Consider the following 26,277-nt stretch of genomic DNA (forward strand, 5'->3'; position numbering starts at 1 on the left):
ATCGTGCCTACGCGCCCACTACAATCAAGACTTGTGGTCCTAATCCTAATAATTATCGGGAAGTCCAGATTTACCCTCAAGGCGAGAAACCTATGGCATTGATTACGACTGGTAAGCCCTTTATTCGAAGCTTAGAAGCGACGGGCGCATTGGGACTGTACGTTCCCCTCGAAGGTGGGCACGAGGGGCGGTATCAGCGTCGTTTACGAGCGGCTGGCTATGAAATTCTCCACATTACAGCTAGAGGGTTGGGGGATCTGTCGGCTTACCTATTAGGAGTACATGGAGTCCGTCCGCCCCATCTGGGCAAAAAAACGACCGAACGAGAAGGCGCTGTTGGCTATCGCTACTTTTTGCCTCCAGCCGCTACTTATCAATTGGAACAGCTACCGCCCAAAGCAAAGGGGTTAGCGATCTGGATGCTGGAAGGTACAGTTCTATCACAGCAGGAGCTTCAGTTTTTGGTGAGCTTGCCCCAGCAAGAACCTCGAATTAAAGTCGTGGTTGAAATGGGCGGCGGCCGCGAGTTCAGTTGGAAACCTTTGGCTGACTTCTTGGCGGCGGCCTAAGCGCTGACATCGCTGCTTTGGATTACGCTTCCATCAAATTGCGTCAGGCAACGCTAACCGCGATACATCCTAGTTCCAGGTTCCATAGTAGGCTAGTCCAAGGCACTCGCCTTTTTCTGTATAACCTTTTAGTATAGTAAGGGTGACTAACTTGTATCGTCCCTTACGATCTTTAAGGGAAGGTTCTTGGTTCAAGCTGATTTGCGGCGCGAGTTTCCAGAATCTTCCTGCTGTGAGGAGCTTAACGCTGGCTTACGCTTTAGCTGGGGCTGACTGTATTGATGTTGCAGCCGATCCAGCCGTAATTGCCGCTGTTCAGGAGGCATTGAGGGTAGTTGCTGACCTTGCCACCGCTGCTCGATCGCGAGGCTATGGAGTTGAGGGGCTGCCTTGGCTGATGGTCAGTCTGAATGATGGGGAAGATCCTCATTTTCGCAAAGCGCAATTAGATCCAGCCCTTTGCCCTCCGAGTTGCCCTCGTCCGTGTGAGCAGGTCTGCCCAGTTCAAGCCATTGTGTTTGAGCGGCCCTTAGATGGATTTTCAGGAGTTGTGGATAGTGTCTGCTATGGTTGTGGACGCTGTTTAACCATTTGCCCGATTGATCAAATTACCGCCCGCTCTTATGTGTTCACACCTACAGCTGTTGCTCCCTTGGTGCTGGCCGGAGTCGATGCGGTTGAAATTCACACCCAGGTAGGCCGACTGGCTGACTTTAGTCGCCTATGGCAGGCAATTGGCCCCTATATACCGCAATTAAAGCTAGTTGCGATTAGCTGTCCCGATGACGACGGCTTGATTGACTATCTCTGGTCACTTTATGACCTGATCGCCCCCCTGCCCTGTGCCTTAATCTGGCAGACCGACGGCAGACCGATGAGTGGAGATATTGGTGAAGGTGCAACCAAAGCAGCGGTAAAGCTAGGCCGCAAAGTGCTAGCAGCGAAACTACCAGGGTTTGTTCAGCTTGCTGGCGGCACCAATCGCCAGACTGTATCAAAGTTGCAGGCGCTTGGGCTAACGAAACAGACAGTCGAGCAATCATCCTATATTGCTGGAGTCGCCTATGGCAGCTATGCGCGTTCGCTGCTTGCGCCGGTTCTAGAGGCGCTGGAACACCACAGCACAGCTAACTTAGAACCAGACGCTGGCATCCCGCTCCGGCTAGAAAACTATCCAGACCTACTGTGGCAGGCCATTGATTATGCCCATCGGTTCGTATCTGAGCTAAAACAATTGCAACTCCAACGGTCCCCTGCACCGATTTCGACAAGTTCTACAACGATTCCTTCCACAACCCCATCGAGGAGCTTCCCATGCAGTTAAGCATCAAACCTCTGGCTATCGAGCCTTTCAGTAGTCAGCCTTCCCATTTTTTGAATCAGGTTCAAGCCAGCTCTACCCATTAGCTTTATTGACAAACCGTTTCACAGCCTTTGTACTCTCGAACTATCCATGATATTCAGCGGCAACAATCTTCCTGAACAGCCCAACCATCAGCCTTCCAATCCACCTTCTCCACCACGCTCGCTTGCCCAAGACTCCGAAACCTTCCAGATTACCGACGACCTACCCCAACTCCTAGACATCCTTCCTGGCCCGATTCGCCAGGTATTGCAACGCCATCCCCAACGGGACAAGTTGGTGGAGGTGGTGCTCGATTTAGGTCGTCGGCCTGAAGCCCGCTTCCCCAACGCAGCCGAGTATTTATCAGACCAGCCCGTCACCAGAGCCGATTTAGATTATTGCATTGAACGGGTCGGCATGTTTAGCGGTGATAATCGGGCTGGCATCGAACGAACGCTGCATCGCATTAGCGCCATTCGCAACCGGGCGGGTGAAGTGATTGGCCTGACCTGCCGAGTTGGGCGAGCCGTGTTTGGCACCATCGGCATGATTCGCGACTTGGTGGAAACTGGCCGATCGATTCTGATGCTGGGGCGACCCGGTGTGGGTAAAACCACTGCCTTACGAGAAGTAGCCCGCATCCTGGCTGACGAATTGAATAAGCGAGTCGTGATTATCGACACTTCGAACGAAATTGCTGGCGATGGCGACATTCCCCACCCCGCAATTGGTCGGGCGCGGCGGATGCAGGTGGCTCGTCCAGAATTGCAGCATCAGGTGATGATCGAGGCGGTAGAAAACCACATGCCAGAAGTGATCGTGATCGACGAAATTGGCACGGAGCTTGAAGCCCTGGCCGCTCGCACGATTGCCGAACGAGGGGTGCAGCTTGTCGGTACGGCTCATGGCAACCGCATCGAAAATCTGATCAAAAACCCGACCCTGTCGGATCTGGTTGGCGGGATTCAGTCCGTTACCTTAGGCGATGAAGAGGCGCGGCGGCGCGGCAGTCAGAAAAGCGTACTGGAACGCAAAGCCCCACCCACGTTTGATATTGCGATTGAAATGCTGGAGCGTCAGCGCTGGATTGTGCATGAAAACGTATCGGAGACGGTAGATAGTCTGCTGCGGGGTCGGCAGCCTAATCTTCAGGTGCGTACTGTAGATGAAACCGGCAATGTCGTCGTTACCCAGGAACAGGCGGCTGCCCCTGCTCTTCGCCCCGTACCATTTACGGGAACGCCCCTCACACCCGGACTGGCGGGCAAATCATCAAGCGGCTGGCGGGCCTCAGGACAAATGACTCCAGTTCCACCAGCACGGGAAAGCTTCAGCTACAACCCATTGCCAGAACCGCCCCTACCTTTCATATCAGAACGGCAACAGTTTGATCAGTTGTTGAATGATTCGTTTCCTGCCCTGAGTGAGGCCGACTTGAGCGCTCAGCTCGGCACTGGCCCAAATGGGGAGGATTTACCCCTGCATGTCTACCCCTATGGTCTGGGACGACATCAGTTGGAGCAAGTGATTCAAACCCTGAATTTACCAATTGTCCTTACTAAGGACATTGACGGTGCCGATGCGGTATTGGCCCTGCGGTCCCATCTCAAAAACCACTCGAAGCTGAGACTGCTAGCCAAGAATCGCCAGTTGCCCATTCATGCCGTCAAATCGAACAGCATTCCCCAGATCGTTCGGTCCCTGCGACGGCTGCTGCATTTAGAAGATGTCGGCGTCGAGGAGCCGGGAAACTTGGCGTTGCTCTACACCAACGGAGACGATGATGAGATCGAAGCCTTAGAAGAAGCTCGCTTGGCGGTTGAGCAAATTGTGATTCCAAAGGGCCAGCCGGTAGAGTTGTTGCCGCGATCGGCGAAAGTGCGAAAAATGCAGCATGAATTGGTCGAGCACTATCGGCTCAAGTCCACTAGCTTTGGCGAAGAACCGAATCGGCGACTGCGGATTTACCCAGCCTAGAGCGCCAGCAAATCAAGGCTGAAAAAGGCTGAAAAATCAAACGAAAAAGGGACGCACCGCGCGCCCCTAAAAGCATCATGCCAATAAGTAGAACAACATAATTAAACATGAAACCCAAAGGAGATGTTGTCGCCACCCGAAGGGCGGCGACAACACTCTGATCTTGGTTTTAATTCAGTTGAATTACTTATCACTTAAAACTCAAAACTGGGAACTGGTATTAAACCAGAGCCGGAACTGACGCTTGCAGATGCGGATAGAGCGGGAAACGCTCACACAGGTTCGCAACCCGCTGGCGGCAGGTTTCAGCTACCGACTCATCTTCGGGATTGAGCAGGCGATCGGCAATGATGTCGGCAATTTCAGTGAACTCCTCGGTACCCATCCCGCGAGTGGTCATGGCCGGTGAACCCAACCGCAAGCCGCTTGTGACGAAGGGGGATTCGGGATCGAAGGGAACCGTATTTTTGTTCGCCGTAATGTTGATACCACCCATCAGTTGGTCAGCCCGCTTACCGGTCATCCCAATCGAGCGCAGATCTACCAGCATCAGGTGATTGTCAGTGCCGCCGGAGGTGATCTTGAAGCCACGAGCCTGAAGTTGAGCCGCTAGCGCCTTGGCATTCTCGATCACATGACCCGAATAGGTCTTGAATTCGGGTTGCAGCGCTTCTCCAAACGCCACGGCTTTGGCCGCAATCACATGCTCTAGCGGGCCACCTTGAGTACCGGGGAATACGGCCTTATCCAGCTTTTTGCCCAGTTCTGGATCACGGGTCATGATTAGACCACCCCTGGGGCCGCGCAGGGTTTTGTGGGTGGTCGTAGTGACAACATCGCAATGGGGAATCGGGTTCGGGTGGTGTCCCGTAGCAACCAGTCCGGCAATATGGGCAATATCGGCCAACAAGTAAGCTCCAACCTCATCGGCAATGGCGCGGAATTTCTCGAATTCAATCACACGAGGATAGGCCGAGTAGCCGCAGATCAGAAGCTTAGGCCGATGCTGCAACGCCAGATCGCGAATTTGATCGAAATCTAGCCGCTCTGTTTCTTTGTTGACACCATAATGCTGGACCTTGAACCACTTACCCGACACATTCACCGGCGATCCGTGGGTCAGGTGACCGCCATGGGACAGATCCATGCCCATAATCGTGTCGCCCGGTTCCAGCAAGCTTAGAAATACCGCAAAGTTGGCTTGAGCACCGGAATGGGGCTGGACGTTGGCATGGGCGGCACCAAAGAGTTGTTTAGCCCGATCAATCGCCAATTGCTCAGCCTGGTCAATGAATTCGCAGCCACCGTAGTACCGCTTATTGGGCAGTCCCTCTGCATACTTGTTAGTCAACACCGAACCTTGAGCCGCCAACACCGCAGCCGAGGTAAAGTTTTCGCTGGCAATCAACTCCAAGTGAGAACGCTGACGCTGTAGCTCCTTTTGCAGAATGGCCGCAACAGCCGGATCAGTTTTCGCCAAAAAATCCATATTTGTTTGAGACACGGGTGAACTCCAATTAGGTAATACGAAGTTAAAGAAGAAAAAGCTTAAAACTGGCGCGAATACCTATGGCTTGCTTCGACGCATGCAACGTAATAGTGCCAGTGATAGTTACCAGTGTTTTGCCAAGCCAGCCGTTTAAGGAATCTTCCGGTATTTGCTCAAGTATTTTGCCCAAACACTTGATTGTAACGGATCTTGCAATCGCCACCCTAATGGTTGAATGAAGTCGAGTGAATCATTGAGCAATGTTGCCGAAAGTGAAACGAGAAAACGAACGGAAGAGTGCACCGTTGCGTCAAGACAGTTCTACAGCCAAATCAACAACAGCTCGATAGAAATGAACTTACTTTAATGTTTTTTGCCTGAAGCTGAAACGTAAGTTCACAATCTGCCAAGGACTCTTCATTGAATTTCCAGAATCGTTAAGCGCTGATTAAGTGTGATCTTTAGTTTTCAATCGCTCTGTTTGAATTTCAGTTTGAATTGAAGCCCCTTGACAGTGACAGTCTATTTAGGCACCCGTTGCAGCGAGCTGGAGCACCTGGTTCAGTTTGCCACTGCGATAGCCTTCTAAATCTAATGTGACATAAATAAACCCGTAGGACTGGAAAGCGGCCACCAAACTTGGCAAATCGGCGCTTAAAACAAACTCCTTAATCTGCTCTGCCGGTAGCTCAATCCGGGCCGTATCAGCCTCTGACCGCACCCGCAAATTCTTCAAACCCAAGTTACGCAAATAGCGCTCCGCCCGCCCGACGCGCTGAAGTTTAGCCACGGTAATTTCTTCACCGTAGGGAAAGCGAGAGCTGAGGCAGGGTTGCGCCGGTTTGTCCCACCAGGGTAATCCCAAAAGTCTTGCCAGTTCTCGTACCTCCAGCTTCGTGATGCCAACTTCTGCCAACGGCGAACGAGCACCCCGTTCCTTGGCAGCCTGAATGCCGGGACGATAATCTGACAAGTCATCGGCATTGACTCCATCCACCACATAGGGATAGCCCCGCTCTAGAGCCAGCGGTTTGAGGGTATCATGCAGTTCGCTCTTACAGAAATAGCAGCGGTTGACTGGATTGGCCGTGTAGTTGGGATTTTCCATTTCATGGGTTTGCACCACCTCATGGGCAATGCCCATTTCGGCCGCCTGAATCCGCGCATCCTCCAAATCCTCAGGCAACAGCGAGGGCGATTCAGCCGTCACGGCCAAAGCACGTTCTCCCAGCACATCGTAGGCGACCTTGGCGACCAAGGTGCTGTCAATACCACCAGAGTAGGCGATTAGCGCTCGGTCCATCTCAGCAAACAGATTTCTTAATTGCTCCAGCTTTGTTGTTAATTCCATGTCCTTCAGCAAACCAACCACGAATATCAGCTCTAACCTATCTAACCTAGCGAGTCTTTGACTACAGTCGTTGTTTGGCTTGTTCTGAGAAGAAGTAAGAACAGACTTCACATCGGGTTTTGCTGCCGTAAATAATGAACCAGAGCGAGCAGCCCCAACCGATAGCTCTCTGAACCGAAGCCGCTGATTTGACCAACCGCGACCGGAGCAATGTAGGAGTGGTGACGAAAGGCTTCTCGCTTGTAGACATTGCTGAGGTGGACTTCAACCGTGGGAATGGCAACTCCGGCAATCGCGTCCCGGATAGCAACGCTGGTGTGGGTATAGGCTCCTGGATTGATCACAATCCCCTGATGCTGACCGAACGCAGCATGAATTGCGTCTACTAGCGCTCCCTCATGGTTGGACTGGAAGGCAGTCACCTTCACTCGCAGCGAGCGTCCCTCCTGCTCTAGCATCTGGTTGATATCAGCCAGGGTAGTGGCACCGTAGACCGTGGGTTCCCGCTGTCCCAATAAATTCAAGTTAGGGCCATGCAGAACTAATATGCTGTGGGTTAAATTTCCGGTTGAATCCGTAGCAGTCAATTCGTCCTCCCTGTTTGCTCAATTTTTTAGCACACTCAATTTTTTAACAACAGAAAGGGGCCGAACTAACGACCCCTCTCGCGGACTATTCTTTTCATGTAGTCTGTTGAAATACAAACACTCAACAATCAAACGCCCTTGACCTAACAAGTGGCATCTCACAGAAAATCACCTCAGCCAAATTATCAGAAACCTATCTGCAAAGCATTCAAGTTTCCACATCGTTTGACTCATAAACCGCCAGCTTGCAACCCATCGGCAGCTCACAAATTGGTGAAACCAAAATTGGTGAAACTAAGGTTGGATTAACGACGGCGCTGGGGTTCTCTCACCGGCACTGGAATCGGCTCAGGTTCGGGTTGCGCTTCTGGACCCAAGAGCGCCTCAACCAGTTTCCGCGCCCACTCCTTCAACTTTTCCAGAATCTGTTCGATGTAATCCATTAATTAAAATGCTCCTTCACCTCAGCCAGGAACAAGTCAGATCAGGGGGTACTGACCCGATAAAGCTTGTGTTTAACTTTACCATTTCATCATAACCAATCGACAGAAATGATCAAGGGATTGCTGGCTAAATTTCAGTTCAACCCTGGATAGAAATTGCTAGATGGGTTGCTCTAACAAATTAAATGCTTGATGAATATTTTGCTGAACGGCCTGAGCCGATTTCGCTAGGGCTGTATGTTCTGCCTCGGTCAGGTTAAGTTCTAGCACCGCTTCGACACCGCTACAGCCCAACCGAGCCGGAACGCCAATGAAGACATCCTGTAAGCCATACTCGCCTTGCAGATAGGAGGCCACAGGCAACCAGCGATGTTGATTATGCAGAATAGCCTCTACCATCACATAGGCCGACGAAGCAGGCGCATAGTAGGCACCGCCGGTTTGCATCAGCTCGACAATCTCTGCCCCCCCATGCCGAGTCCGCTCTACCAAGCGTTCGATGGTAGCAGTATCCATTAGTTCGGTAATCGGAATTCCGCTCACGGTAGAGTAGCGCGGCAGTGGCACCATCAAATCCCCATGACTACCCAGCACCATCGCATTTACATCCGCCGTCGAGATGCCCAACTCGATCGCGATGAAGGTTTGAAAGCGGGCAGAATCCAGGATGCCAGCCATTCCCATTACCTGGTGAGGTGGTAACCCACTCACTTTCCATGCTAGGTAGGTCATGGCATCCAGCGGATTGGTGACAACCACCAGCACCGCATTAGGCGAATACTGGAGCGCCTGCTTTGTCGCATCAACCACAATCCCGGCGTTGGTCTTCAGCAAATCATCCCGGCTCATACCGGGTTTGCGCGGCAGACCAGCAGTGATTACGACCACATCCGAGTTGGCCGTATCTGCATACTGATTGGTCCCTGTGATATAACGATCGTGCCCCTCGATGCCTCTGGCTTCCATCAGGTCTAGGGCAATGCCTTGAGGCCGTCCACTGATGATGTCCAGCAGCACCACATCGGCCAAATTCTTTTCGGCAATTCGTTGCGCTAGGGTTGCACCCACATTCCCTGCACCAATTACCGACACTCGTGTTGGGCGACAGGCTGCAAAAGAAGATAAAGTCATACTCAAACCACCCGCCTTGTTGAGTCCTCGTGGTTCGATTATGACGTTTTCAACCTGGCAAATGGTGGGAATTTAACCAACCTTTTCCAATTGATCGGCCCGCAGCCAAATGTTGGGCGTCGGGACATAGCCAAACTTCACCAACACATAATCGCCTTTGGCGTCTACCACTTCTCCCTTGGTCTCAAACAGGTAGGGAGGAAATCGAGGATCGCTGGCCTGAGCTTCCAAGCTATTTTCCAGCTTTTCCCGCACTGCCCGCACCAGATCGCCTTTTTTAACTGCCATACGCTCTACCAAACCCAATTCTAAACAATGTAAGTTTTGCCTGATTCCTTGCCAATCTTACCGGATTTGCAGCGGTGATCGGAGCAACCGTTGTGCTGAGACAGATTGGCTTCTCTGATGTTCAAGATAAAATAAACCGGCGATTGAAACCACGTCTATACAAACAAGCTCCGTCTGCGGAGGTTAGTAATCAAAATACCAATCGGTGCAGGCTGAATTGGTACAGTAGGCTTTGTGTCTACAATCCCCAATCAGGAAAGATTAATCCTGGGCAGGCCGTTCAATCCCAACCGTGCCGTCCGGATTCTCGATTACCTTACCACCCAAAGCTTCAATCTTCTGAACGGCCGTTTTACGAGTGCGTTCATCGGGTGCATTAGACAAAACCATGACCCAAGCTGCCACCTGAGCCGTTTTGCTACTGGGGTTAGAGGCCAAAAAGTCTGCCGTTTGCTGAGAGGAGCGAGCCACCTCTTGACTGCCTGGAAAAGAAGATTGAGCCGCCCATTGCGCTGCTGTCAAAAATGACTGTCTGGCCGCTTCAGAGTCTCCTAGAAACAGCAATTGATCAATGCCGAGTTGCCGCCAAGCGATGTAGGCATCAGGGGGAACATTCGGCTTGAGCGACTGGAGGGCTGTTTTCATGATGCTAGTCGAGCGTTCCGGTAAGCCCGCATAGAGTGAAGCACTGGTTGAGAGGAACGTATATGCCTGAAGGAAGTAGGGGTCCCGCTTCAGAATCACATCAAAAAAATTGGGGCTGAGGCTGTAGTCAGTCTTCTGACGAGCTGGTTCGTCGCCGAAGTATTGCAGAAAACTGAGGAAGGTCCAGTCGGCGATTAGGTTATCAAACCCGAAGGTAGGTGCCTGCTGTAGGAGGGCCAGACGCACTTTTTCTGCCTCTACGTCTCGAAGAATCTGTTCGGCTGAAGCGGTTTGACTACTGGCTTGTAGTTTTCCGAGTTGCAGCCATTGCAGCCAGCCGACTGCGGCAATCCCAGCCAGAATCAGCAAGCCTGTGATCAGAAGTTGCTGCCATTTACGCTTCAATCCCTTCATCGCCATTAAACATTTGACTGCGCTATAAGTTTCCCCTAGATTGCCCCGAACCTATTGCAAGCTGAGATTCCGCCCGATCAACTTGGTCATTCTAGAGAATGGAATGTCAAGATGAGAGAAGCAGAACTGCCCAACCCCTATGCCGGACCATCCTTCGATTGCTCAGCACTATCATGAACGCACTAAGTATAATCCCAAAACTCTGACCAACCACGAACTGGACTGGTCGAAACAACCAGTGCCGTTTAAGGAATATCGGATTGGTACCTCCTTTGACCTCAAGCCCTATTTAACCAACGAACCTGGAGCGATTGACAAAGACCAGGAATGGCAGCGCCTCTCGCGGCTGTTGTTTTGCAGCTACGGCCTGACGATGAGGATTATGACGACGATGAGCGGGGATCCGGTCTATCTGCGGGCCGCTCCATCTGCAGGTGGGTTGTATCCGGCGGAGGTGTATCTGATTTCTAGAGGCACGCCGATTCTACCAGCTGGGTTGTACAGCTATCAGCCGCAGACGCACTCGCTGATGCATTTCTGGGACAGTGAGGTTTGGTCGCCGCTGCAAGCCGCCTGTTTTTGGCACCCCACGCTGGACGCTACCCAGATTGCCCTGGTGATTACAGCCGTATTTTACCGCTCGGCTTGGCGCTATCAGGATCGGGCCTATCGCCGGGTATTTCTAGATACGGGCCATCTGCTGGGCAATGTTGAACTGGCTAGTGCAATTAACGACTACCGGCCCCATCTAATTGGCGGCTTTATGGACGAAGCGGTGAATCGCCTGCTGTATCTGGATAGCGAACAAGAAGGAGTGCTGACGGTGGTTGCTCTAGCCGATCTGCTGGATGTGCGACAAAACTTGCCTCTGGCTCCCACAGCCCTGGCCTCCAAAACTCAGACGGATTATCCTGTTATTCCCGATGGTGAGCTACTGTCTTACTTACACGACGCCAGCAGCATTCCTGAGATTCCCAACCCACCGCTGCTCAAGGACATGGTAGCGGAGCGGTCGAACCAAACCGCACCCTCTCAGGAAGATAAATATAACTTTCCGTTTTGTCTAAAGGTGCCGACTTCCACCTCCCCAATCGACTGGGGTGAACATTTGGGCGAACTAGAAAAAACGATTTTGAAGCGGCGATCGACGCGGGCCTATAGTGGTGCTGCCCTGACGTTAGATGAACTGAAAGCGCTGCTGGATTTCACCTATCAGCCCCAGAGCTATATTGATCAGGGTTTGGACTGCAATCCAGACTACTTTGATCTGGGCTTGATCGAAACCTTTATTGCCGTGTCGGCGGTGGATGGCTTAGAAGAAGGCTGCTACTACTACGCCCCCAAAGCACAAGAGCTACGCCAAATCCGATTTAAGAACTTCCGGCGAGAGCTGCACATGCTTTGTCTGGGCCAAAATTTGGGGCGCGATGCGGCAGTCGTGCTGTTTCATACCGCCGATCTAGCAAAAGCAGTAGCTCAGTATGGCGACCGGGCCTATCGCTACTTGCACATGGATGCGGGCCACATGGGGCAACGGCTCAACTTGGCAGCCATTCATCTAGGCTTAGGGGTGAGCGGCATCGGGGGCTTCTTCGACGACGAAGTGAATGAGGTGCTGGGGATTCCAGTGGATGAAGCGGTTTTGTACATCACGACGCTGGGTAGACCCAGGTAAAGGCAGGGACAATTTAATGTTTTCTCTACGCCTCCTGACCCTAGCCGATGCCACCCAACTAGCCGACTATCACCAGCGCAACGCCGAATTTCACCGCCCCTGGTCGCCATTGATGCCACCCGACTATGCAACACCCGCCTTTCAGGAACAACGCCTGCGCAACTACTTTCGGCGTCATAACTGGGGCGAGCAGTATCGGTTTGGAATTTTCACTGAAGCAGTGCTTGATCAAGCATCTGTGCAATTAATTGGCACAATTACCCTAGCTGCCGTTGAGCGGGAGTTTTTTCAAAACGGGCGTTTGGGGTATTCGATCGATCAGCAGTATCAAAATCGGGGGGTAATCACAGCCAATCTGCAAAAGGTAATTCACTTTAGCTTTGTGGAGCAGGGATTACATCGTCTAGAGGCCAGCATCATGCCCCACAATGCTGCATCTCGGCGGGTGCTGGAGAAATGCGGTTTTGAAAAAATTGGCTATTCGCCCAACTATCTGCAAATCCAAGGAGTTTGGCGAGATCACGAGCTGTATATGCGATTAGCGGAGGAGTGAACCGGTGAGCATTCAATTAGCCGCGATTGAAATGCGGTCTAGGGTAGGTAGCCGCGATTGAAATGCGGCCTAGGATAGGAAGTCCACTTGAAGTGGACTAGTGGGTTGAAGGTAAGTCTCTTTGGAACTTGGTGATCTGAAGTGAGCTAGTGGGTTGGAATCGAGTCCTGGAGGGACTTTGGTAGGTTAGCCCGCAATTCTATTTGCCGGACATGTTTTGCATCACCTGCTCTGCGGTCAGCAACAATCCTGGCAATAGAGCCGAAATAAGCTTAAAACTCAAACCTGTAAACTACGGGCTACGCCACCAAAACTTCCTTCAGCGCATACACCACCTGCTCCTGCTGCGCCGTCGTTAGCTCTGGAAACATCGGTAAGGAGATCACCTCATGGGCCACCTGTTCGGTCACAGGCAGAGTTCCGGGCGCATAGCCCAACGATTGATAAACCGGCTGACGGTGCAGCGGTATCGGATAGTAGACGGCTGTACCCACGCCCTGCTGCTGGAGCCACTGCCGGACTTGTTCCCGATAGCTGCCATCGCTAGCTTCGGTTGGTGATAGAACTCGAATCGTGTATTGGTTCCAGACATGCCCCTCAGATGGCTTGGGTCGGATTAGATTGGGCAGCGGAGCCAGCAAGTCATGGTAACGAGCCGCGATTGCCTGCCGGTTGGCGTTCCACTCGTCTAGATGGCGCAGCTTGATCTGGAGCACCATCGCCTGAATCGCATCCAAGCGGCTATTGATGCCAATTTCCTCATAGACATAGCGCTGAGTTTGGCCGTGGTCGCGCAGTTTTCGCAGCTTTGCTGCCAGTTCTGGGTCATTGGTGGTAATCGCTCCGGCATCGCCGCAAGCTCCCAGATTTTTGGTGGGATAGAAGCTGAAGCAGCCCACCTGTCCAATGCTGCCTACCTTTGCCCCAGCCCAAGTCGCGCCCGTGGCCTGAGCGCAGTCCTCGATCACCCAAAGCCGGTGTGCCTCTGCGATGGCCATTAGCTGGGTCATGTTGACCGGATGCCCAAACAGATGCACGGGAATGATTGCCTTTGTCCGCTCGGTGATAGCCGCTTCTAGTTTTGCCAGATCCAGGTTGAAGGAGTCTGGCTCGATGTCTACAAAGACAGGAATTGCCCCAACGGCGCTAATCGTCTCAGCCGTGGCAAAAAAGGTGAACGCACTGGTAATCACCTCGTCTCCAGAGCCAATTCCTAGTGCCCGCAAAGCCAGGTACAGCGCATCCGTACCCGAATTACAGCTAATGCACTCGGCAGTGCCCATATACTGAGCAAACTGCTGCTCAAACCCTGTTACGGCAGAACCACCGATGTACCGCCCAGAAGCCAGAATCGCAAGAACGGCTTCACCCATTTCGTCGCCAATCAGCTTATACTGCTGACTCAACTCAAATGCTGGAATAGAACTCACTCGTTTACACCACACGCTATAGCTAATTAAATCCGAACTGGAGCGATCCATATGCATGATCCAAATGATCCATATGCATGATCAATCCAGCACTATCTTCCCCGATCTTTTACGCTGGATGAAGTCTTTCATGGCAATCAGGTAAGAAAGTGGTGTTTCGGTTCACCCATTCCCTGCAGTTAATTGCTGCCTTCTGTAGTCTTTTGATAGTTTTTGTACAGTTTTTGCTCAGCTATGCCTTCTACCCTTGGTACTCTTTACGGCATTGGAGCCGGTCCTGGCGACCCAGAGCTAATTACCCTCAAAGGACTGCGCCTACTCAAGCAGGTTCCTGTCGTGGCCTATCCGGCTGGTCTTCGCGGTAAACCGGGCGTGGCAGAACAAATTATTCGCCAATGGCTGCCTTCAGATCAAACTCGGCTAGCGCTGCATTTTCCCTATGTGCAAGATGATGCCGAATTGCAGCAAGCTTGGCAGGCTGCCGCCGCTGAGGTTTGGCCGTATCTAGCCGCTGGGCAGGACGTGGCGTTTTGCTCCGAAGGCGATATTGGGTTCTACAGCACCTTTACCTATCTGGCCCAGACTTTGCAACTAAGCCACCCTGATGTGCGAATCGAAGCTGTACCCGGCGTTTGTTCACCAATGGCCGCCGCTGCTATGCTGGGGATTCCGCTAACTATCCGCGCCCAAAAACTTGTGGTTTTACCAGCGCTCTACAGCGTTTCAGAATTGGAAACCAGCCTCGACTATGCCGATGTTCTAGTTTTAATGAAAGTTAGTTCGGTTTACGAACAAGTCTGGTCTGTGTTATGCCAACGAGGGCTTTTGCAGCGCAGCTACGTAGTGGAGCGAGCCACCTTACCGCAACAGCGGGTCTATAGGGATCTGAGCCATTACCCTTCGCTGCAATTGCCTTATTTCTCGTTGCTGATTGTTTTAAAAAGTGTTGAGTGTTGAGTTTTAAGTTTTAAGTCTTGAGTTACGAACCAGTTGGACAAGATTTCTGGAATTGCCTTCACTTCTAGATGCATCGCTCAATTAAGGGTTTGGCCAGATTCTACAGTGCCTATAAATGTCTTGCTGATCTTGCTGACAGCCACCAAGACATCCGCACTTATCTGAATGATGAATGGCTATCAACTCAAAACTCAAAACTCAAAACTCAAAACTCAAAACTTACCCCCTCAGGTGGCAACTTTCGCTAACCTAGGCGTAGAATTTCTAAGGCCGTGATTGAGTGGACGGACGTTATGGCATCCTCTAAGCAGTTTCAGGATCGAGCAGCGACGCTTGGGCAGCGATGGCAACAGTTGTGGCGCAACCCGACTGCGGTATCAGCCATTGCTTCGCTGGGTGCTCATGGTTTGCTGTTTTTGGCCTTGCCGTTTCTTCCCGATACTTCGACCAAGGCTACCGAATCGGAAATTCGTCGCTCGGTTGGAGTGGTGGAACTGACACCAGACGAACAGAAGCGCCTGCCAGATTTTTCTACTCTGCCGCCAATCGAGCTGCCGCCGCTTTCAACCCCTAAGCCCGACGATGCGGCTCCCTTCTCGTTTTCCGATCTACCGAAACCCTCTACCACTCTGCCTGAACCGTCGGATTCGCTATTGGCTCCGCCGCCACTGCCAATTTTCATTCCGCCGATTGCTCCACCGCCACAGCCTTACCAGATTCAGATTCCAACCACGCCGCCAGTAGCCGCTTCGCCTCAACCTTCTGCTCCACCGTCGCCGGAACCAACTGAGACACCCCAAGCGGACACCCCATCACCCCAACCTCTTCCATCGGTAGCTGTTGAGGATGGGCCTCAGTTATCTCAGGATAATGCTCAGGCTGATGCCAACACCCAACCCAGCCCCACACCCCGCTCCGAGGAGCAAATTCAGCAGGATCTGATTGCCCGTCAGCAAGAATTGCGCGAACTCTATACCTACAATCCATCGGGCACCAGCGTCGAGGAGGGCAATATCGGCTTTGTGAACTGGTTCCGAGAGGTGTTTGGTCGAGACTATAGTGAAGGCGATGCCAAGCCAATCCAGCAAGAAGCAGAGGCCGAATATCCCAAATTGGCCTGTCCGCTGAAGCAAAGTCCGCGGGCAGTAGTGGGAGTGGTTGTGGATGCAGAGAATCAGATCGTCGGCGAACCGGAAGTGCTGCAAAGCTCTGGCTATCGTCTGTTTAACGAAGAAGCGCTGAAGGTAATTGAGTCCTACCCCTTCGAGAACTCAACCGGCAAAGAGCAGGTTTATCTGATTGGGGTGAAATTTGAGTACAGCGAAGAAGTCTGCCCGCCTGGACTGGCTCCGGCTCCAACCGGCTGATGCTAAAGCCACTTATCCCATGACTTGCGGCCAGGTTGTGGCGATAAACACAATCATCGCAATCAAAGCCAGTAACCCCTCGATCAGGTTGCCAATCAGAGTGCCAACCACGATGCCAATTCCGGCCCGAACGGCTAGCTTCAAATCCCGCCGGTAGAGAAACTCGCCAATAATCGCGCCCAGCAATGGACCGATCAGCAGGCCCAGCAGCGGACCGCCAATCAGCGAAGCGGGCAACAGGCCAAACACGCCCAGCAGTAGACCAACGATGGCTCCAATCTGGCCCCATTTGCTGGCTCCAGCCTGCTTTGCACCCAGATAGGTAGCTAAAAAGTCAATCAGCGAGTTGGCGAGTAACACCACAATCGTCACCGCAATTGGAATGCCCAATCCGGCAAAGCCATTCACAAGCCCCCAAACGATAATCGCCCCCAGAATCAAAATTGCTCCTGGCAGGGCAGGCACCACAGCGCCGATGACTCCAACGCCCATTACAGCCAGCAGTAGCCAGTAGAGTGCAGTTATTGGCATGGGTCAAGCATCCTTTAATTGTTTATTGGGTTGATGGTTGTATCTATTGTGGCGGTTAGGGTGAACTTTCGATGACTGTCAGCAATGACTCAGCTTTCCGAGGTAAGAGAGAGCATTTCTTGCAGTGTATTGTCTAACTTGTCGGCTAAGCCCGCGATCCAAGTTTCGTCCTGTTGGGTATAGCTGCGAGGAGCATTCGCTGCCAGGATCATCACCCCCCGACTGCCGAGCGGTTGGCAGATCACACCTTGGGTATTTTCCGGCAAATAGTCAAATTCCACTCTGCCCGGATAAAGCTTCAGGGCAACCAAATAGACGGGGTTCTGGGTTTTCAGAACACGCTGCACAATTGCACCTGGTTTAACCTCGGCTTGTGGCCCCAAAATACCCCGGCGCAGCAATACCCGTCCGTCATACCAAACGACAACAGAGCGCGTTACCGTGTTAGTCAACAGCAGGTGAGAAGCCCAGGCCAGCTCGGTTTTGATCGGGTCAGGTAGGTCAGGCGCTAGCTCAAAGCCTTCTTCGCCGACTAGCTGCACGGCATCCGGTGGTTTCGGCTGAACTCGCTGCCACAATAGGCCAGTTAGAATCAACAGGGCACTCAGGATCACCCCCAAGGCGTCGGAGCGAGCCTGCGAGTCGGTTAAGGCAGGGGTAAGGAGCCGATTTGCCATCAGCAGTAAACCAGCCAAAATGCCAACGGCAATCGGTAACTGGCGCAAAACTTGATTTTGATCGGGTTTAGCCATTGCTCCAAGGGTTGCTTCTCCTCTACCCTACACCCGACATGGCCTTGCTAACCAAAGAGGCACAGTTTAATCCACCATCGCCCACTTAGAAAATGCTTGGGAAAATGCTTGGGACAAACGGCTCGGTTGAGTCGGTCCAAACTCAGGCTGAGCGAACCCAGGCGTAAATTATCAATGAAGCTGAGACATTGCCCTTCCGTTTTTCAGCAAATCAGCTATCCTAAATCGGTGAGTTTTTTTGTATCGTTCCATTGTCCACACTGAATAGAGCAGCGTTTGCAGAGGATTAACGTGCTAGAACTTCTGGGCGGACTCTTCTCCTTACTTTTTCAACCCTCTCCTAAACTGCAACCCTTGCAGGCTACCAACTGGTCTCCCTGGCTCGATCCGGTTTGGGTGAAGTCAGCGGTAGCTCCCAGCCCCGACCCGGTGGCCCAGCTCGCCCTACAGCAGCATTTGGCCGCCTTAGCCGCCATGGGATTACCTAGCAGCAATCAGGCGGTGTGGATGCAGACCGGCCATCAGGTGCTTGTAGCCCACCAAGGAGAAATACCCCTGCCCGCTGCGTCCCTCACCAAAGTAGCCACAACCCTTGCCGCTCTGGTCAAATGGGGACATGCTCATCAATTCGAGACGGTCTTCAGCACCAACGCGCCAATTCAGGACGGAGTACTGCAAGGCGATCTGATCGTCCAGGGGGGTGGCGATCCGCTGTTTGTGTGGGAAGAAGCGATTGCGGTGGGCAACACCCTCAGTCAAGCGGGCATCCGACAAATCAAGGGGAACTTGGTTGTCACGGGCAATTTTGCCATGAACTTTGAGACGGACCCGTTTACGGCTGGGAATGCCCTGAAACAAGCGCTCAATGCGAACCTCTGGAACGGTGAAGTCGAAATTCAGTACCAGAAATTACCACTCGGTACACCTCGCCCCCAGATCGAGATTTTAGGCGGCGTTCAGGTGGGTGGCGCGAAGCCTGCCTCGATCCGGATTTTGCGGCATCAGTCACTGCCAATGGTGGATTTGCTGAAGGCGATGAACATCTACAGCAATAACGTCATGTCAGAGATGATGGCCGATTCGGTAGGAGGAGCAGCAGCCGTAGCTCGGCAAGTTACGGAGCTAACCCAAATTCCGTCATCCGAAATTCAAATCATCAATGGCTCTGGCTTAGGAACTGAGAATCGCCTCTCGCCTAGAGCCGTCACCACGATGCTGATCGCCACCCAGCGCTACTTGCAGGCCCGCAAGTTGACAATTGCCGATATCTACCCGGTGATTGGCCGCGATGGTGGTACGCTAGAAGGCCGGCAGACTCCTCGCAGCACCGTTGTAAAAACCGGCACGCTCAATGAAGTCAGTGCATTAGCAGGCGTCCTGCCTACCCGCGACCGGGGGCCAGTCTGGTTTGCGATCATCAACCTGGGCGCGGGCAATCTCGACAGCTTCCACAATCAGCAGGATCTACTGCTAACGCGAGTGCAGCAAGCCTGGGGCGATGACACGCTAGTTGCGATCCAACCCACCGAGCAAGGCAACGAGGAGCTGAAGCGATACGGCACGATGCTGCGCAATCAGCTTTTGAGCCAGTAATTTTCAGCCAGAAATGCTTCCGCTTAACCACCGGGTACCAGATCCTGCTGGGGCACAATCTCGGTTACAACTCGCCCACCGCTGACCACAACGGTGCGATTTTGCAGCTTACCGACGGCTTTGGCTCCCCGCAGCGTCGCGGGCGGATCGGGCTGTACGTAAACCACATCTCCAGTAGCAGTGACTTCTTGAGAATCTACTTTCCAGGTCAAGTCATTTGCCGTTAACTTGGACTGATTCTGCGCCGTTGCATTGACGTTGCCGTTGAAATAGGCAATTTGAGGCTTTAGCTCCATGCGGCCCCGGTTTGAGCGAATTGTGATTTGCTGCTGGCGATGCACGGTGGTAATGGGCTGGTCGGCCACCAGGGTTTGTTGATCCACATTCCAAATCAGCGAATTGCCGCTAATCTGCAAGGGTGGCTCTAGGATGGTTAGCTGGGCATTTTGCTTCAGATGGGCCGTTTTTTTGACCAGATCCACTTCTGCCTGGTTTGCCGTCGCCTGGTCGGTAGCCTTGTCGCCCTGAAGCCGCTGCACCTGCACGGGCCGGTCGGCCATCACTTTTTCGTTCTTCAGATCCCAGATTACATGCTCGGTTTGTAGGCGCAGCTTTGGATCTTCGGTAACAGCATTTACCTTGCCCGTCAGTTCGGCTCGGCGCTGTTTGTTGAGGAGCTTACCCTGTTCTGCCGAGAGTTTAATTTTGGGATGGGAACCGCGCAGATTGCCCTTGAGCATCAGCACATCTTGCTTGGGCTGCCATTCCAACCGATCGGCCCGCAGCACCGCACCGCTTTCGGTATCAGTGGCCACAACCTCTCCGCGCAGCAAAATCCGTTCGCCGCTTTTGAGAATTTCTCCTTCTCTGGCCTGAATCCGGTAGATCGGCTTGCCGTCCTGGTAGAGCTGACCGGTCGGAGATTTCACCTTGGCCGTCTGCTGATCGGGAGTATAGATAGCCTGAGCTGCTCTGACCTTCCAGAGCACCCGCCCCTGTTCGTCCGCTTCCTCTAGCGTGATGTTGTTGAAGGCTAAATTGGTGTCCAATTCTTGAGCTGCCGAGCTATCTTCTGCTAACTTCTCAGCACCTCGATTACCTTGCCGACAGCCACCTGCCGCCACTGCTACTACAAGCAGAAACGGTACCAGCGCCCGCAACCAGTCGATTCGATATTGCATCTCCATTGCTTCTTTCTCTCTTCCCGCTCTGTAGAGCCGTCTCTGGGCACCAAGGACCTTACTAGCAAGCATGACACATTTAGCTCCCAGACGGCTTGACGCACCATGGCAGTTCTGGGTTGCTATTTACGTGGATCACTGGAGAGAAGTTAACCCAGTAGCTTATTCCTCAGTGGGTTGCTCTTCAATCAAGCCAATTCCTGAAAGAGGCCGGTAGGTATAGCCCTGACGCGGAGTTTTCTGAATATCTTCTTTGATCGAATCCAAGTCGATGTAGCGATCGGCTACATTGATCAAACTGTCGCTAGTCATCGAGCGCAGACTCACCACTTCGACCCGCACGCCTCGATAGCTGACCGCATCCACCGCATAGGCCAAATCCCCGTCCCCACTCACCAGCACCGCCGTATCGTAGGAACCGACCAGGGCCATCATATCGACGGCAATCTCTACATCTAGGTTTGCTTTCTTAGATCCATCTGGAAGCTGTACCAGATCTTTTGAGATCACCCGATAGCCGTTGCGGCGCATCCACAGCAAAAAACCTTGCTGCTTCTCATTGGTGCGATCCACACCGGTATAAAAGAAGGAGCGCAACAGCCGCGAACCCGCCGTTAACCGACACAGCAGTTTGGTGTAATCAATCTCAATTCCAAGCTGAAGGGCAGCATAAAACAGATTGGAGCCGTCAATAAAAATTGCTACCCGGCCCCGATTTTCTAAAACCTGCTCCGGCGTAAATATTGTTTCGTTTTCTACTTGGTGATTGTTGAACATGATTTGTCATACCTCTTTTTTTATTAGAGAAGTTAAACGATAAAGATGTAAAGATTGATTTAATGCCACAATACTTCAGCTCCTAAACCGCTATCTGAGCTGTCTAGATATACCTAAGCAAGACCCAGCCCGCGCTACGGCAGTTCCAACCGTTGGAAGACAGGTTCGGGATCATTTAAGACTTGGCCCGCCGGCAAAACTCCCCAGGTGCTATGTTTGGCAAATGGTACAGTCACTGCCACATCAAGCTGATTAAAGTCCACCAAAAAGCCAAGCTGACCATAGACCGCATTGCTAAGGCGAGGCACAATCGGTGAGAGCAGATAGGCCGCCAACCGCACGGATTCCAGTACTGTATAGAGCACTTGCTCAACTTCAGCCTGCTTTCCTTGCTTATAGAGCGACCACGGGGCTTGCTCATCCACATATTTGTTGCCAGCCTGCACCAGGGTCAAGATTTGGGCACAGGCATGACTAAACGCCAGATCCTGATAAGCCTGCGCTACTTCGCTGCCCAACCCTGCTCCCCTCGACCGCAGTCCATCTATCAGAGAACCATCTGCGTCTGTTACTGATGGCACCTTGCCATCGCAATACTTATGGGCCATTTTCAGCGTCCGGTTCAGCAGGTTGCCCAAATCATTGGCAAGGTCAGCGTTAAGCGTGTTAATAAACCGGGTTTCGCTAAAGTCACCATCGCGGCCAAACTCAATCTCTTTTAAGAAGAAATAGCGGACGGCATCCGCGCCATAGCGATTGACCAAATCCACCGGATCGATGACATTGCCCAGCGTTTTGCTGATTTTTTGCCCATCTTTAGTTAAAAAGCCATGACCAAACACCCGCTCTGGCAGTGGTAAATCCGCCGACATCAGCATCGCCGGCCAATAGACCGCATGAAATCGCAGAATATCTTTGCCAATCAAATGTAGGTTGAAGGGATACCAGGTCGCCGTTGCATTCGCCAAGGTCGGGGCTTGGTCTGGTTCTAACAAAGCCGTCACGTAAGCCAGAAGCGCATCAAACCAAACATAGATGGTGTGGTTGGGGTCAGCGGGGATCGGAATCCCCCAGTCGAGATTCACCCGTGAAATCGAGAAGTCTTGCAGTCCGCGGCTAACAAAGCTCAACACCTCATTGCGGCGGCTTTCCGGCTGGATGAAGTCAGGTCGTTCCTGGTAGAGTCGCTCTAGCTGGCTCTGGTATTTCGACAGGCGAAAGAAATAGTTTTGCTCGTCTCGCCATTCGGCTTTTTTGTTGGGGTGTAACGGGCAATACCCTCCTTCTAGCAGATCCCGCTCTTCCTTGAACTCTTCGCAGGAGACGCAGTACCATCCCTGCTGCTGGCCTAAATAAATATCGCCCCGTTCCCACACCCGCTGAAAAAACTCTTTGACGATGGCTTCGTGTCTTGGGTCAGTCGTGCGAATAAAGCTATCTACTTGAATGTTGAGCAACTCCCAAAGAGATTTAAACTCCTTGGCAATTAAATCACAGTGCTCCTGCGGCAGCCGACCCAACGCCTCAGCCGTGCGCTGAATTTTCTGTCCATGCTCATCTGTGCCCGTAACCAATCGTACCGATTTTCCTTGCAGCCGCTGAAACCGAGCTATTATATCTGCGGCAATCGTGGTATAGGCACTGCCGATGTGAGGGACATCATTGACATAGTAAATGGGCGTTGTGATCGAGAATGTTCCTTGATTCGTAACGCGAGAATCCATGAGGTTATTAAAAACTACCGCTTAAACTACCAATAACTATACTCGAAGGATGAAAGAGGAAGCTGGATTACCGGTTCACTTTCGTGACTCCAAACTTCTAGAGTACTGTTTGCAGTGCTTTACCGTTAGCTGATCTACTGTTAATGCATCTACACCTATCTAGTTTCACCGGGAACAAAGGACCATTTCAGGAATAATTGAAGAAATAGAACGTAAGCTTTAAAGTTTTCTCAGGAAATCTCAAAGATGGTTAATCTGACGGAGTGCTAAGGCTACAAAGCCAACAGATGGCCTAAATTCAAGTTCAGTCAATGCTTAGGCAATTATAAAAAATAATCAGAGTTTTTGATGCTTTCGAATCAATACAGTTGATTTTCTTTCGTCTCTAATCGTTTCCGAATTAAGGAAAACCAAGACAGATGTGCAACTTTTGTGCAGCCATTCACGTATGCAGCTAGTTTGGAACGAATCAATTTTGCGATTCAAATTATCAGCACTCTAGATGAATTGGCCGCTCGTAATCGTCAACAATTAGTTTGGAATGAGTTAAGTCTAGGAATGAATCGGCTAATTTTCCTCTCTTCTCTCGGTTTGCTTATCGCATCCATACATGTCTATACAATTGATGCAATACCATTGCAACTTTAAGCAAAGGTTAAATCTCTGCTCTTGATTTAAGTCGTTGCAAACCCACTACATTAACGGCGTTAATCCGGAAGCAGCTACATAAGTCCCCCTTGCGGCAATCGGCAGACCCATCATTTGATATAGGCAAAGCACTAGAAGAATACTCTAGTATGAAGAAAGGTTAAGCTAGACGTTTCATCAGAATGCCAGTTCACAGCCCGCTACTCATTTCCCAACAACTGCTTGCTGCTTTAGGAACTCGGAGCTTTACTCATCATTCCGACCGAATTCCCCATGAAAGTGCAGTTGTGGTGGTTAGTAACCATCGCAGTTTTATGGATGCACCACTATTAATGAGTGCGTTGAATCGACCTATTCGCTTTGCCTGCCATCATTACATGGGCCAAGTGCCGCTATTGCGAGATTTTGTGCTGCGCTTAGGCTGTTTTCCGCTTGATGCACCTGAGCATCGGCAGCAGAGTTTTTTTCATCAAGCAGTTCAATTGCTGCAAACTCAGCAGGTTGTTGGCATTTTCCCAGAAGGAACCGAACCCATGGTGCATCTCACACCTCCACGGCAGGTTGGTGAGTTTCATCGTGGCTTTGCCCATTTAGCCCTACGAGCACCCGTTCGGGATCTGGCAGTTTTACCGGTTGCTATCGCTTCTCAACACGAAACGACCAATTTTCCAGTTCCGCTTAAGTTTTTGAGTTTGTTTGATCCGTCCGAACCGTTGTTTGATCAAGCCGGATGGCATCCGATGGTGATGTACCAGCGAGTGGATCTCTTGGTGGGAAAACCCTTGTGGATCACCGATGCTCAACGTCAAAGCTATCAAGGCAGACAGGCCAAAAGTGTCGTTGCTGACCTGATGAGCTATTGCCAGAGTGAAATCACCGATTTGCTGCAATACGGTTGCTAGACATGTCAGAGACGCCTTATTTTCTTGTCCTCCGCTCACCCAGACCCCGCCAACCTAATGCACCTCTCTTTATCTACTTGCCCGGTGGAGACGGTACTGGCCAGCTCTTCTATCGTCAATTGGAAGGGCTTGAAAAAACCTTCGACATTCGCTGCTTGGAAATTCCTCCCGATGACTTAAACGGCTGGGATCTGCTGGTGGAACAGGTCGTGCAGCTCGTTGAGGCAGAAGTGAAGGAATATCCCCGGTCAGCAGTCTACCTTTGCGGCGAATCGTTTGGCGGCTGTTTGGCCCTGAAAGTGATTTTGCATGCGCCCTATCTATTTGATCGGTTAGTGCTAGTCAATCCGGCTTCGGCCTTTCGGCAACAGTCTTGGCTCTATTGGCTATCGTTTTTAGCCCGCCCGGTGCCGGAAGCGGTCTATCGCATGTTTTGGCTATGGTTTCTGCCGATTCTTGCCTCGCTGGGACGCATAGAATCCAACGACCGACGCGCTTTGTTAACTGCGGTGCAGGGCATGACGCAAGAAACCTCGGTGTGGCGAGTTGGCCTCCTGCGAGAATTCGACATCAACGATGATCAGTTGCGGCAGATCAAGCAGCCAACCATCGTGATTGCTAGCGGTCGGGACAGTATTTTACCATCCGTTAGCGAAGCTGAGCATCTGTGTGCACTCATACCTCAAGCTCGAGCCTACGTGTTGCCCGATAGCGGCCATGCTTGTTTGTTAGAGGCCGATGTAAATCTATACGACATTCTCAAATCGCTTGATTTTTTGCCAGTGTCGCAATTGGTAACCGAGAGCTAATCCTGCACTCAGGATGGGATTCTGGCTCTGTGATTGACGAATCAGGAATTCGTCAGGAGTTCGTCAAGAATTTGGTCAGGTTAGACTCACCGCCAACTGCTAGCACGGCTTACAACTGGGCAAAGCGGTCAGTTGCCTCAATCAGGGCGCTGCGAATTCCCGGCTCGGTCATTGAATGGCCTGCATCAGGAACTACGATAAACTCAGCCTCTGGCAGTGCTCGGTGCAGTTCCCAAGCCGATACCATCGGGCAGACCACATCGTATCGTCCCTGCACAATCACAATCGGCAGATGACGAATCCGATCACATTGCATCAACAGTTGGTCTTCACGCTCAAAGAACCCTTTATTAACAAAATAATGGCACTCGATGCGGGCAAAGGCATCCGCAAATTGAGTCTCGCCAAACCGCTGCTGCAAATTGGGATCGGGAAACAATTTACTAGTGCTGGCTTCCCACACCGACCAAGCTTGAGCAGCAGTGGCTCGTACTTCAGGATCAGTATGGGTCAGACGTTTATAATAGGCCGTGATTAAATCTTGCCGTTCTTCTGGCGGAATTGGCTGGAGATAGGCTTCCCACGCATCGGGAAACAGATAGCTCGCTCCCTCTTGATAAAACCAGCGTAGTTCCTTTTGTCGTAGCAGAAAAATTCCGCGCAGAATCAGCGCTCTACAAGCAGACGGATGGGATTGGCTGTAGGCAAGCGCCAAAGTGCTGCCCCAACTGCCACCAAACACAACCCACTGGTCAATTTCAAGCTGACTGCGGATTTTCTCAATGTCGCTCACCAAGTCCCAAGTCGTGTTCTGGCTTAGCTCGGCATGGGGCGTACTCTGCCCACAACCGCGCTGGTCAAACAGGACAATCCGCCATTTCTGTGGATCAAAATACTGGCGATAAATCGGATCAATGCCGCCACCGGGGCCACCGTGCAGGAAGATGACTGGCTTGCCGCCTGGATTACCGGCCTGCTCGTAGTGCAGTGTGTGCAACTCGGAAACCTTCAGTTTGCCTGTTTGATAGGGTTCGATCGGTGGATACAGTTCTCGCATAACATCCGCTTCCATAGCGCCAATCCGCTTCAGAGTTTAGCGTGTTGCGATAGCACCGACTCAGATCCTGTTTAAAATTGAG

Annotated in this window: 24 protein-coding genes; 10 read left to right on the forward strand and 14 right to left on the reverse strand. The window is 51.8% G+C overall.

What is annotated here, in order from left to right; translation table 11 throughout:
• Positions 1-92 precede the first annotated feature (92 nt).
• From ndhN to HJG54_RS05240, 3 genes are all read left to right on the forward strand, one after another.
• Positions 93-569 carry an NAD(P)H-quinone oxidoreductase subunit N gene (ndhN, locus tag HJG54_RS05230; protein ID WP_036002436.1) on the forward strand — a complete coding sequence of 159 codons (477 nt, stop codon included), beginning with the start codon at positions 93-95 and terminating at the stop codon, positions 567-569.
• Between the two features lie 142 nt (positions 570-711).
• Positions 712-1,893 carry a circadian clock protein LdpA gene (gene ldpA / locus HJG54_RS05235; protein WP_420717331.1) on the forward strand — a complete coding sequence of 394 codons (1,182 nt, stop codon included), beginning with the start codon at positions 712-714 and terminating at the stop codon, positions 1,891-1,893.
• A gap of 129 nt (positions 1,894-2,022) precedes the next feature.
• The gene (locus tag HJG54_RS05240; protein WP_316433755.1) at positions 2,023-3,891 is read left to right on the forward strand and encodes a R3H domain-containing nucleic acid-binding protein; all 1,869 of its coding nucleotides are present in this window, start codon (positions 2,023-2,025) and stop codon (positions 3,889-3,891) included.
• 220 nt (positions 3,892-4,111) lie between these two features.
• Here HJG54_RS05240 and glyA read toward each other — a convergent pair whose 3' ends face one another.
• From glyA to HJG54_RS05275, 7 genes are all read right to left on the reverse strand, one after another.
• Positions 4,112-5,380: a serine hydroxymethyltransferase gene (glyA, locus tag HJG54_RS05245; RefSeq protein ID WP_420717381.1), complete on the reverse strand. Its 1,269-nt coding sequence runs from the start codon at positions 5,378-5,380 to the stop codon at positions 4,112-4,114.
• A 526-nt stretch (positions 5,381-5,906) separates the two neighbouring features.
• Positions 5,907-6,731, reverse strand: a complete 825-nt coding sequence (gene larE / locus HJG54_RS05250) for an ATP-dependent sacrificial sulfur transferase LarE (protein WP_316433757.1) — start codon at positions 6,729-6,731, stop codon at positions 5,907-5,909.
• Positions 6,732-6,838: 107 nt separating this feature from the next.
• Complete coding sequence (aroQ, locus tag HJG54_RS05255; protein WP_316433758.1) at positions 6,839-7,318, reverse strand: type II 3-dehydroquinate dehydratase; 480 nt, start codon at positions 7,316-7,318, stop codon at positions 6,839-6,841.
• Positions 7,319-7,623: 305 nt separating this feature from the next.
• A complete protein-coding gene (locus tag HJG54_RS05260; protein WP_316433759.1) occupies positions 7,624-7,761 on the reverse strand; it encodes a hypothetical protein in 138 nt (45 codons plus the stop codon).
• Between the two features lie 159 nt (positions 7,762-7,920).
• Positions 7,921-8,892 (reverse strand): malate dehydrogenase, encoded by a 972-nt coding sequence (gene mdh, locus HJG54_RS05265; RefSeq protein ID WP_316433761.1) that lies wholly within the window; start codon positions 8,890-8,892, stop codon positions 7,921-7,923.
• A 72-nt stretch (positions 8,893-8,964) separates the two neighbouring features.
• Complete coding sequence (locus HJG54_RS05270; protein WP_316433763.1) at positions 8,965-9,180, reverse strand: NAD(P)H-quinone oxidoreductase subunit O; 216 nt, start codon at positions 9,178-9,180, stop codon at positions 8,965-8,967.
• Between the two features lie 261 nt (positions 9,181-9,441).
• Positions 9,442-10,245: a hypothetical protein gene (locus HJG54_RS05275; protein WP_316433765.1), complete on the reverse strand. Its 804-nt coding sequence runs from the start codon at positions 10,243-10,245 to the stop codon at positions 9,442-9,444.
• A gap of 133 nt (positions 10,246-10,378) precedes the next feature.
• Here HJG54_RS05275 and HJG54_RS05280 point away from each other — a divergent pair, with 133 nt between their 5' ends.
• Both HJG54_RS05280 and HJG54_RS05285 read left to right on the forward strand, forming a co-directional pair.
• The gene (locus HJG54_RS05280; RefSeq protein ID WP_316433767.1) at positions 10,379-11,914 is read left to right on the forward strand and encodes a SagB/ThcOx family dehydrogenase; all 1,536 of its coding nucleotides are present in this window, start codon (positions 10,379-10,381) and stop codon (positions 11,912-11,914) included.
• A 16-nt stretch (positions 11,915-11,930) separates the two neighbouring features.
• Positions 11,931-12,467, forward strand: a complete 537-nt coding sequence (locus tag HJG54_RS05285; RefSeq protein WP_316433768.1) for a GNAT family N-acetyltransferase — start codon at positions 11,931-11,933, stop codon at positions 12,465-12,467.
• A 299-nt stretch (positions 12,468-12,766) separates the two neighbouring features.
• Here HJG54_RS05285 and HJG54_RS05290 read toward each other — a convergent pair whose 3' ends face one another.
• Positions 12,767-13,897 carry a DegT/DnrJ/EryC1/StrS family aminotransferase gene (locus HJG54_RS05290; protein WP_316433770.1) on the reverse strand — a complete coding sequence of 377 codons (1,131 nt, stop codon included), beginning with the start codon at positions 13,895-13,897 and terminating at the stop codon, positions 12,767-12,769.
• A 234-nt stretch (positions 13,898-14,131) separates the two neighbouring features.
• Here HJG54_RS05290 and HJG54_RS05295 point away from each other — a divergent pair, with 234 nt between their 5' ends.
• A complete protein-coding gene (locus HJG54_RS05295; protein ID WP_316433773.1) occupies positions 14,132-14,854 on the forward strand; it encodes a precorrin-2 C(20)-methyltransferase in 723 nt (240 codons plus the stop codon).
• 293 nt (positions 14,855-15,147) lie between these two features.
• Positions 15,148-16,221: an energy transducer TonB gene (locus HJG54_RS05300; RefSeq protein ID WP_316433774.1), complete on the forward strand. Its 1,074-nt coding sequence runs from the start codon at positions 15,148-15,150 to the stop codon at positions 16,219-16,221.
• Positions 16,222-16,233: 12 nt separating this feature from the next.
• Here the strand turns inward: HJG54_RS05300 and HJG54_RS05305 are convergent, their stop codons facing one another.
• Together HJG54_RS05305 and HJG54_RS05310 are read right to left on the reverse strand one after the other, a co-directional pair.
• Positions 16,234-16,752 (reverse strand): DUF456 family protein, encoded by a 519-nt coding sequence (locus tag HJG54_RS05305; protein WP_316433775.1) that lies wholly within the window; start codon positions 16,750-16,752, stop codon positions 16,234-16,236.
• An 89-nt stretch (positions 16,753-16,841) separates the two neighbouring features.
• Positions 16,842-17,504 carry a cofactor assembly of complex C subunit B gene (locus HJG54_RS05310; protein ID WP_316433777.1) on the reverse strand — a complete coding sequence of 221 codons (663 nt, stop codon included), beginning with the start codon at positions 17,502-17,504 and terminating at the stop codon, positions 16,842-16,844.
• 291 nt (positions 17,505-17,795) lie between these two features.
• On the opposite strand from HJG54_RS05310, the gene HJG54_RS05315 reads away from it, so the two are divergent.
• Complete coding sequence (locus tag HJG54_RS05315) at positions 17,796-19,097, forward strand: D-alanyl-D-alanine carboxypeptidase (RefSeq protein WP_316433778.1); 1,302 nt, start codon at positions 17,796-17,798, stop codon at positions 19,095-19,097.
• 23 nt (positions 19,098-19,120) lie between these two features.
• Here the strand turns inward: HJG54_RS05315 and lptC are convergent, their stop codons facing one another.
• The 3 genes from lptC to metG form a co-directional block, all read right to left on the reverse strand.
• Positions 19,121-20,284, reverse strand: coding sequence for an LPS export ABC transporter periplasmic protein LptC (gene lptC / locus HJG54_RS05320; protein ID WP_316433780.1), 1,164 nt, complete (start codon positions 20,282-20,284; stop codon positions 19,121-19,123).
• A 156-nt stretch (positions 20,285-20,440) separates the two neighbouring features.
• A complete protein-coding gene (locus tag HJG54_RS05325; RefSeq protein WP_036002486.1) occupies positions 20,441-21,055 on the reverse strand; it encodes an NYN domain-containing protein in 615 nt (204 codons plus the stop codon).
• Between the two features lie 134 nt (positions 21,056-21,189).
• On the reverse strand, positions 21,190-22,779 hold the full coding sequence (gene metG, locus HJG54_RS05330; RefSeq protein WP_316433782.1) for a methionine--tRNA ligase: 1,590 nt from the start codon (positions 22,777-22,779) through the stop codon (positions 21,190-21,192).
• Positions 22,780-23,609: 830 nt separating this feature from the next.
• On the opposite strand from metG, the gene HJG54_RS05335 reads away from it, so the two are divergent.
• Complete coding sequence (locus HJG54_RS05335; protein WP_316433783.1) at positions 23,610-24,329, forward strand: lysophospholipid acyltransferase family protein; 720 nt, start codon at positions 23,610-23,612, stop codon at positions 24,327-24,329.
• A 2-nt stretch (positions 24,330-24,331) separates the two neighbouring features.
• A complete protein-coding gene (locus HJG54_RS05340; RefSeq protein ID WP_316433784.1) occupies positions 24,332-25,138 on the forward strand; it encodes an alpha/beta fold hydrolase in 807 nt (268 codons plus the stop codon).
• Positions 25,139-25,247: 109 nt separating this feature from the next.
• Here HJG54_RS05340 and pip read toward each other — a convergent pair whose 3' ends face one another.
• On the reverse strand, positions 25,248-26,195 hold the full coding sequence (pip, locus tag HJG54_RS05345) for a prolyl aminopeptidase (RefSeq protein WP_420717382.1): 948 nt from the start codon (positions 26,193-26,195) through the stop codon (positions 25,248-25,250).
• Between the last annotated feature and the right edge of the window lie 82 nt (positions 26,196-26,277).

The sequence above is a fragment of the Leptolyngbya sp. NK1-12 genome (genome assembly GCF_032598965.1).
Lineage (GTDB): Bacteria > Cyanobacteriota > Cyanobacteriia > Elainellales > Elainellaceae > Elainella.

Coding starts and splice junctions, on each gene's coding strand:
- HJG54_RS05310 (WP_316433777.1), bottom strand. CDS start 17,504: ATGGCTAAACCCGATCAAAATCAAGTTTTGCGCCAGTTACCGATTGCC.
- HJG54_RS05280 (WP_316433767.1), top strand. CDS start 10,379: ATGCCGGACCATCCTTCGATTGCTCAGCACTATCATGAACGCACTAAG.
- larE (WP_316433757.1), bottom strand. CDS start 6,731: ATGGAATTAACAACAAAGCTGGAGCAATTAAGAAATCTGTTTGCTGAG.
- metG (WP_316433782.1), bottom strand. CDS start 22,779: ATGGATTCTCGCGTTACGAATCAAGGAACATTCTCGATCACAACGCCC.
- HJG54_RS05300 (WP_316433774.1), top strand. CDS start 15,148: ATGGCATCCTCTAAGCAGTTTCAGGATCGAGCAGCGACGCTTGGGCAG.
- HJG54_RS05260 (WP_316433759.1), bottom strand. CDS start 7,761: ATGGATTACATCGAACAGATTCTGGAAAAGTTGAAGGAGTGGGCGCGG.
- glyA (WP_420717381.1), bottom strand. CDS start 5,380: ATGGATTTTTTGGCGAAAACTGATCCGGCTGTTGCGGCCATTCTGCAA.
- HJG54_RS05335 (WP_316433783.1), top strand. CDS start 23,610: ATGCCAGTTCACAGCCCGCTACTCATTTCCCAACAACTGCTTGCTGCT.
- HJG54_RS05305 (WP_316433775.1), bottom strand. CDS start 16,752: ATGCCAATAACTGCACTCTACTGGCTACTGCTGGCTGTAATGGGCGTT.
- HJG54_RS05295 (WP_316433773.1), top strand. CDS start 14,132: ATGCCTTCTACCCTTGGTACTCTTTACGGCATTGGAGCCGGTCCTGGC.
- mdh (WP_316433761.1), bottom strand. CDS start 8,892: ATGACTTTATCTTCTTTTGCAGCCTGTCGCCCAACACGAGTGTCGGTA.
- HJG54_RS05340 (WP_316433784.1), top strand. CDS start 24,332: ATGTCAGAGACGCCTTATTTTCTTGTCCTCCGCTCACCCAGACCCCGC.
- ndhN (WP_036002436.1), top strand. CDS start 93: ATGGCATTGATTACGACTGGTAAGCCCTTTATTCGAAGCTTAGAAGCG.
- lptC (WP_316433780.1), bottom strand. CDS start 20,284: ATGGAGATGCAATATCGAATCGACTGGTTGCGGGCGCTGGTACCGTTT.
- HJG54_RS05275 (WP_316433765.1), bottom strand. CDS start 10,245: ATGGCGATGAAGGGATTGAAGCGTAAATGGCAGCAACTTCTGATCACA.
- HJG54_RS05285 (WP_316433768.1), top strand. CDS start 11,931: ATGTTTTCTCTACGCCTCCTGACCCTAGCCGATGCCACCCAACTAGCC.
- HJG54_RS05240 (WP_316433755.1), top strand. CDS start 2,023: ATGATATTCAGCGGCAACAATCTTCCTGAACAGCCCAACCATCAGCCT.
- pip (WP_420717382.1), bottom strand. CDS start 26,195: ATGCGAGAACTGTATCCACCGATCGAACCCTATCAAACAGGCAAACTG.
- HJG54_RS05270 (WP_316433763.1), bottom strand. CDS start 9,180: ATGGCAGTTAAAAAAGGCGATCTGGTGCGGGCAGTGCGGGAAAAGCTG.
- HJG54_RS05325 (WP_036002486.1), bottom strand. CDS start 21,055: ATGTTCAACAATCACCAAGTAGAAAACGAAACAATATTTACGCCGGAG.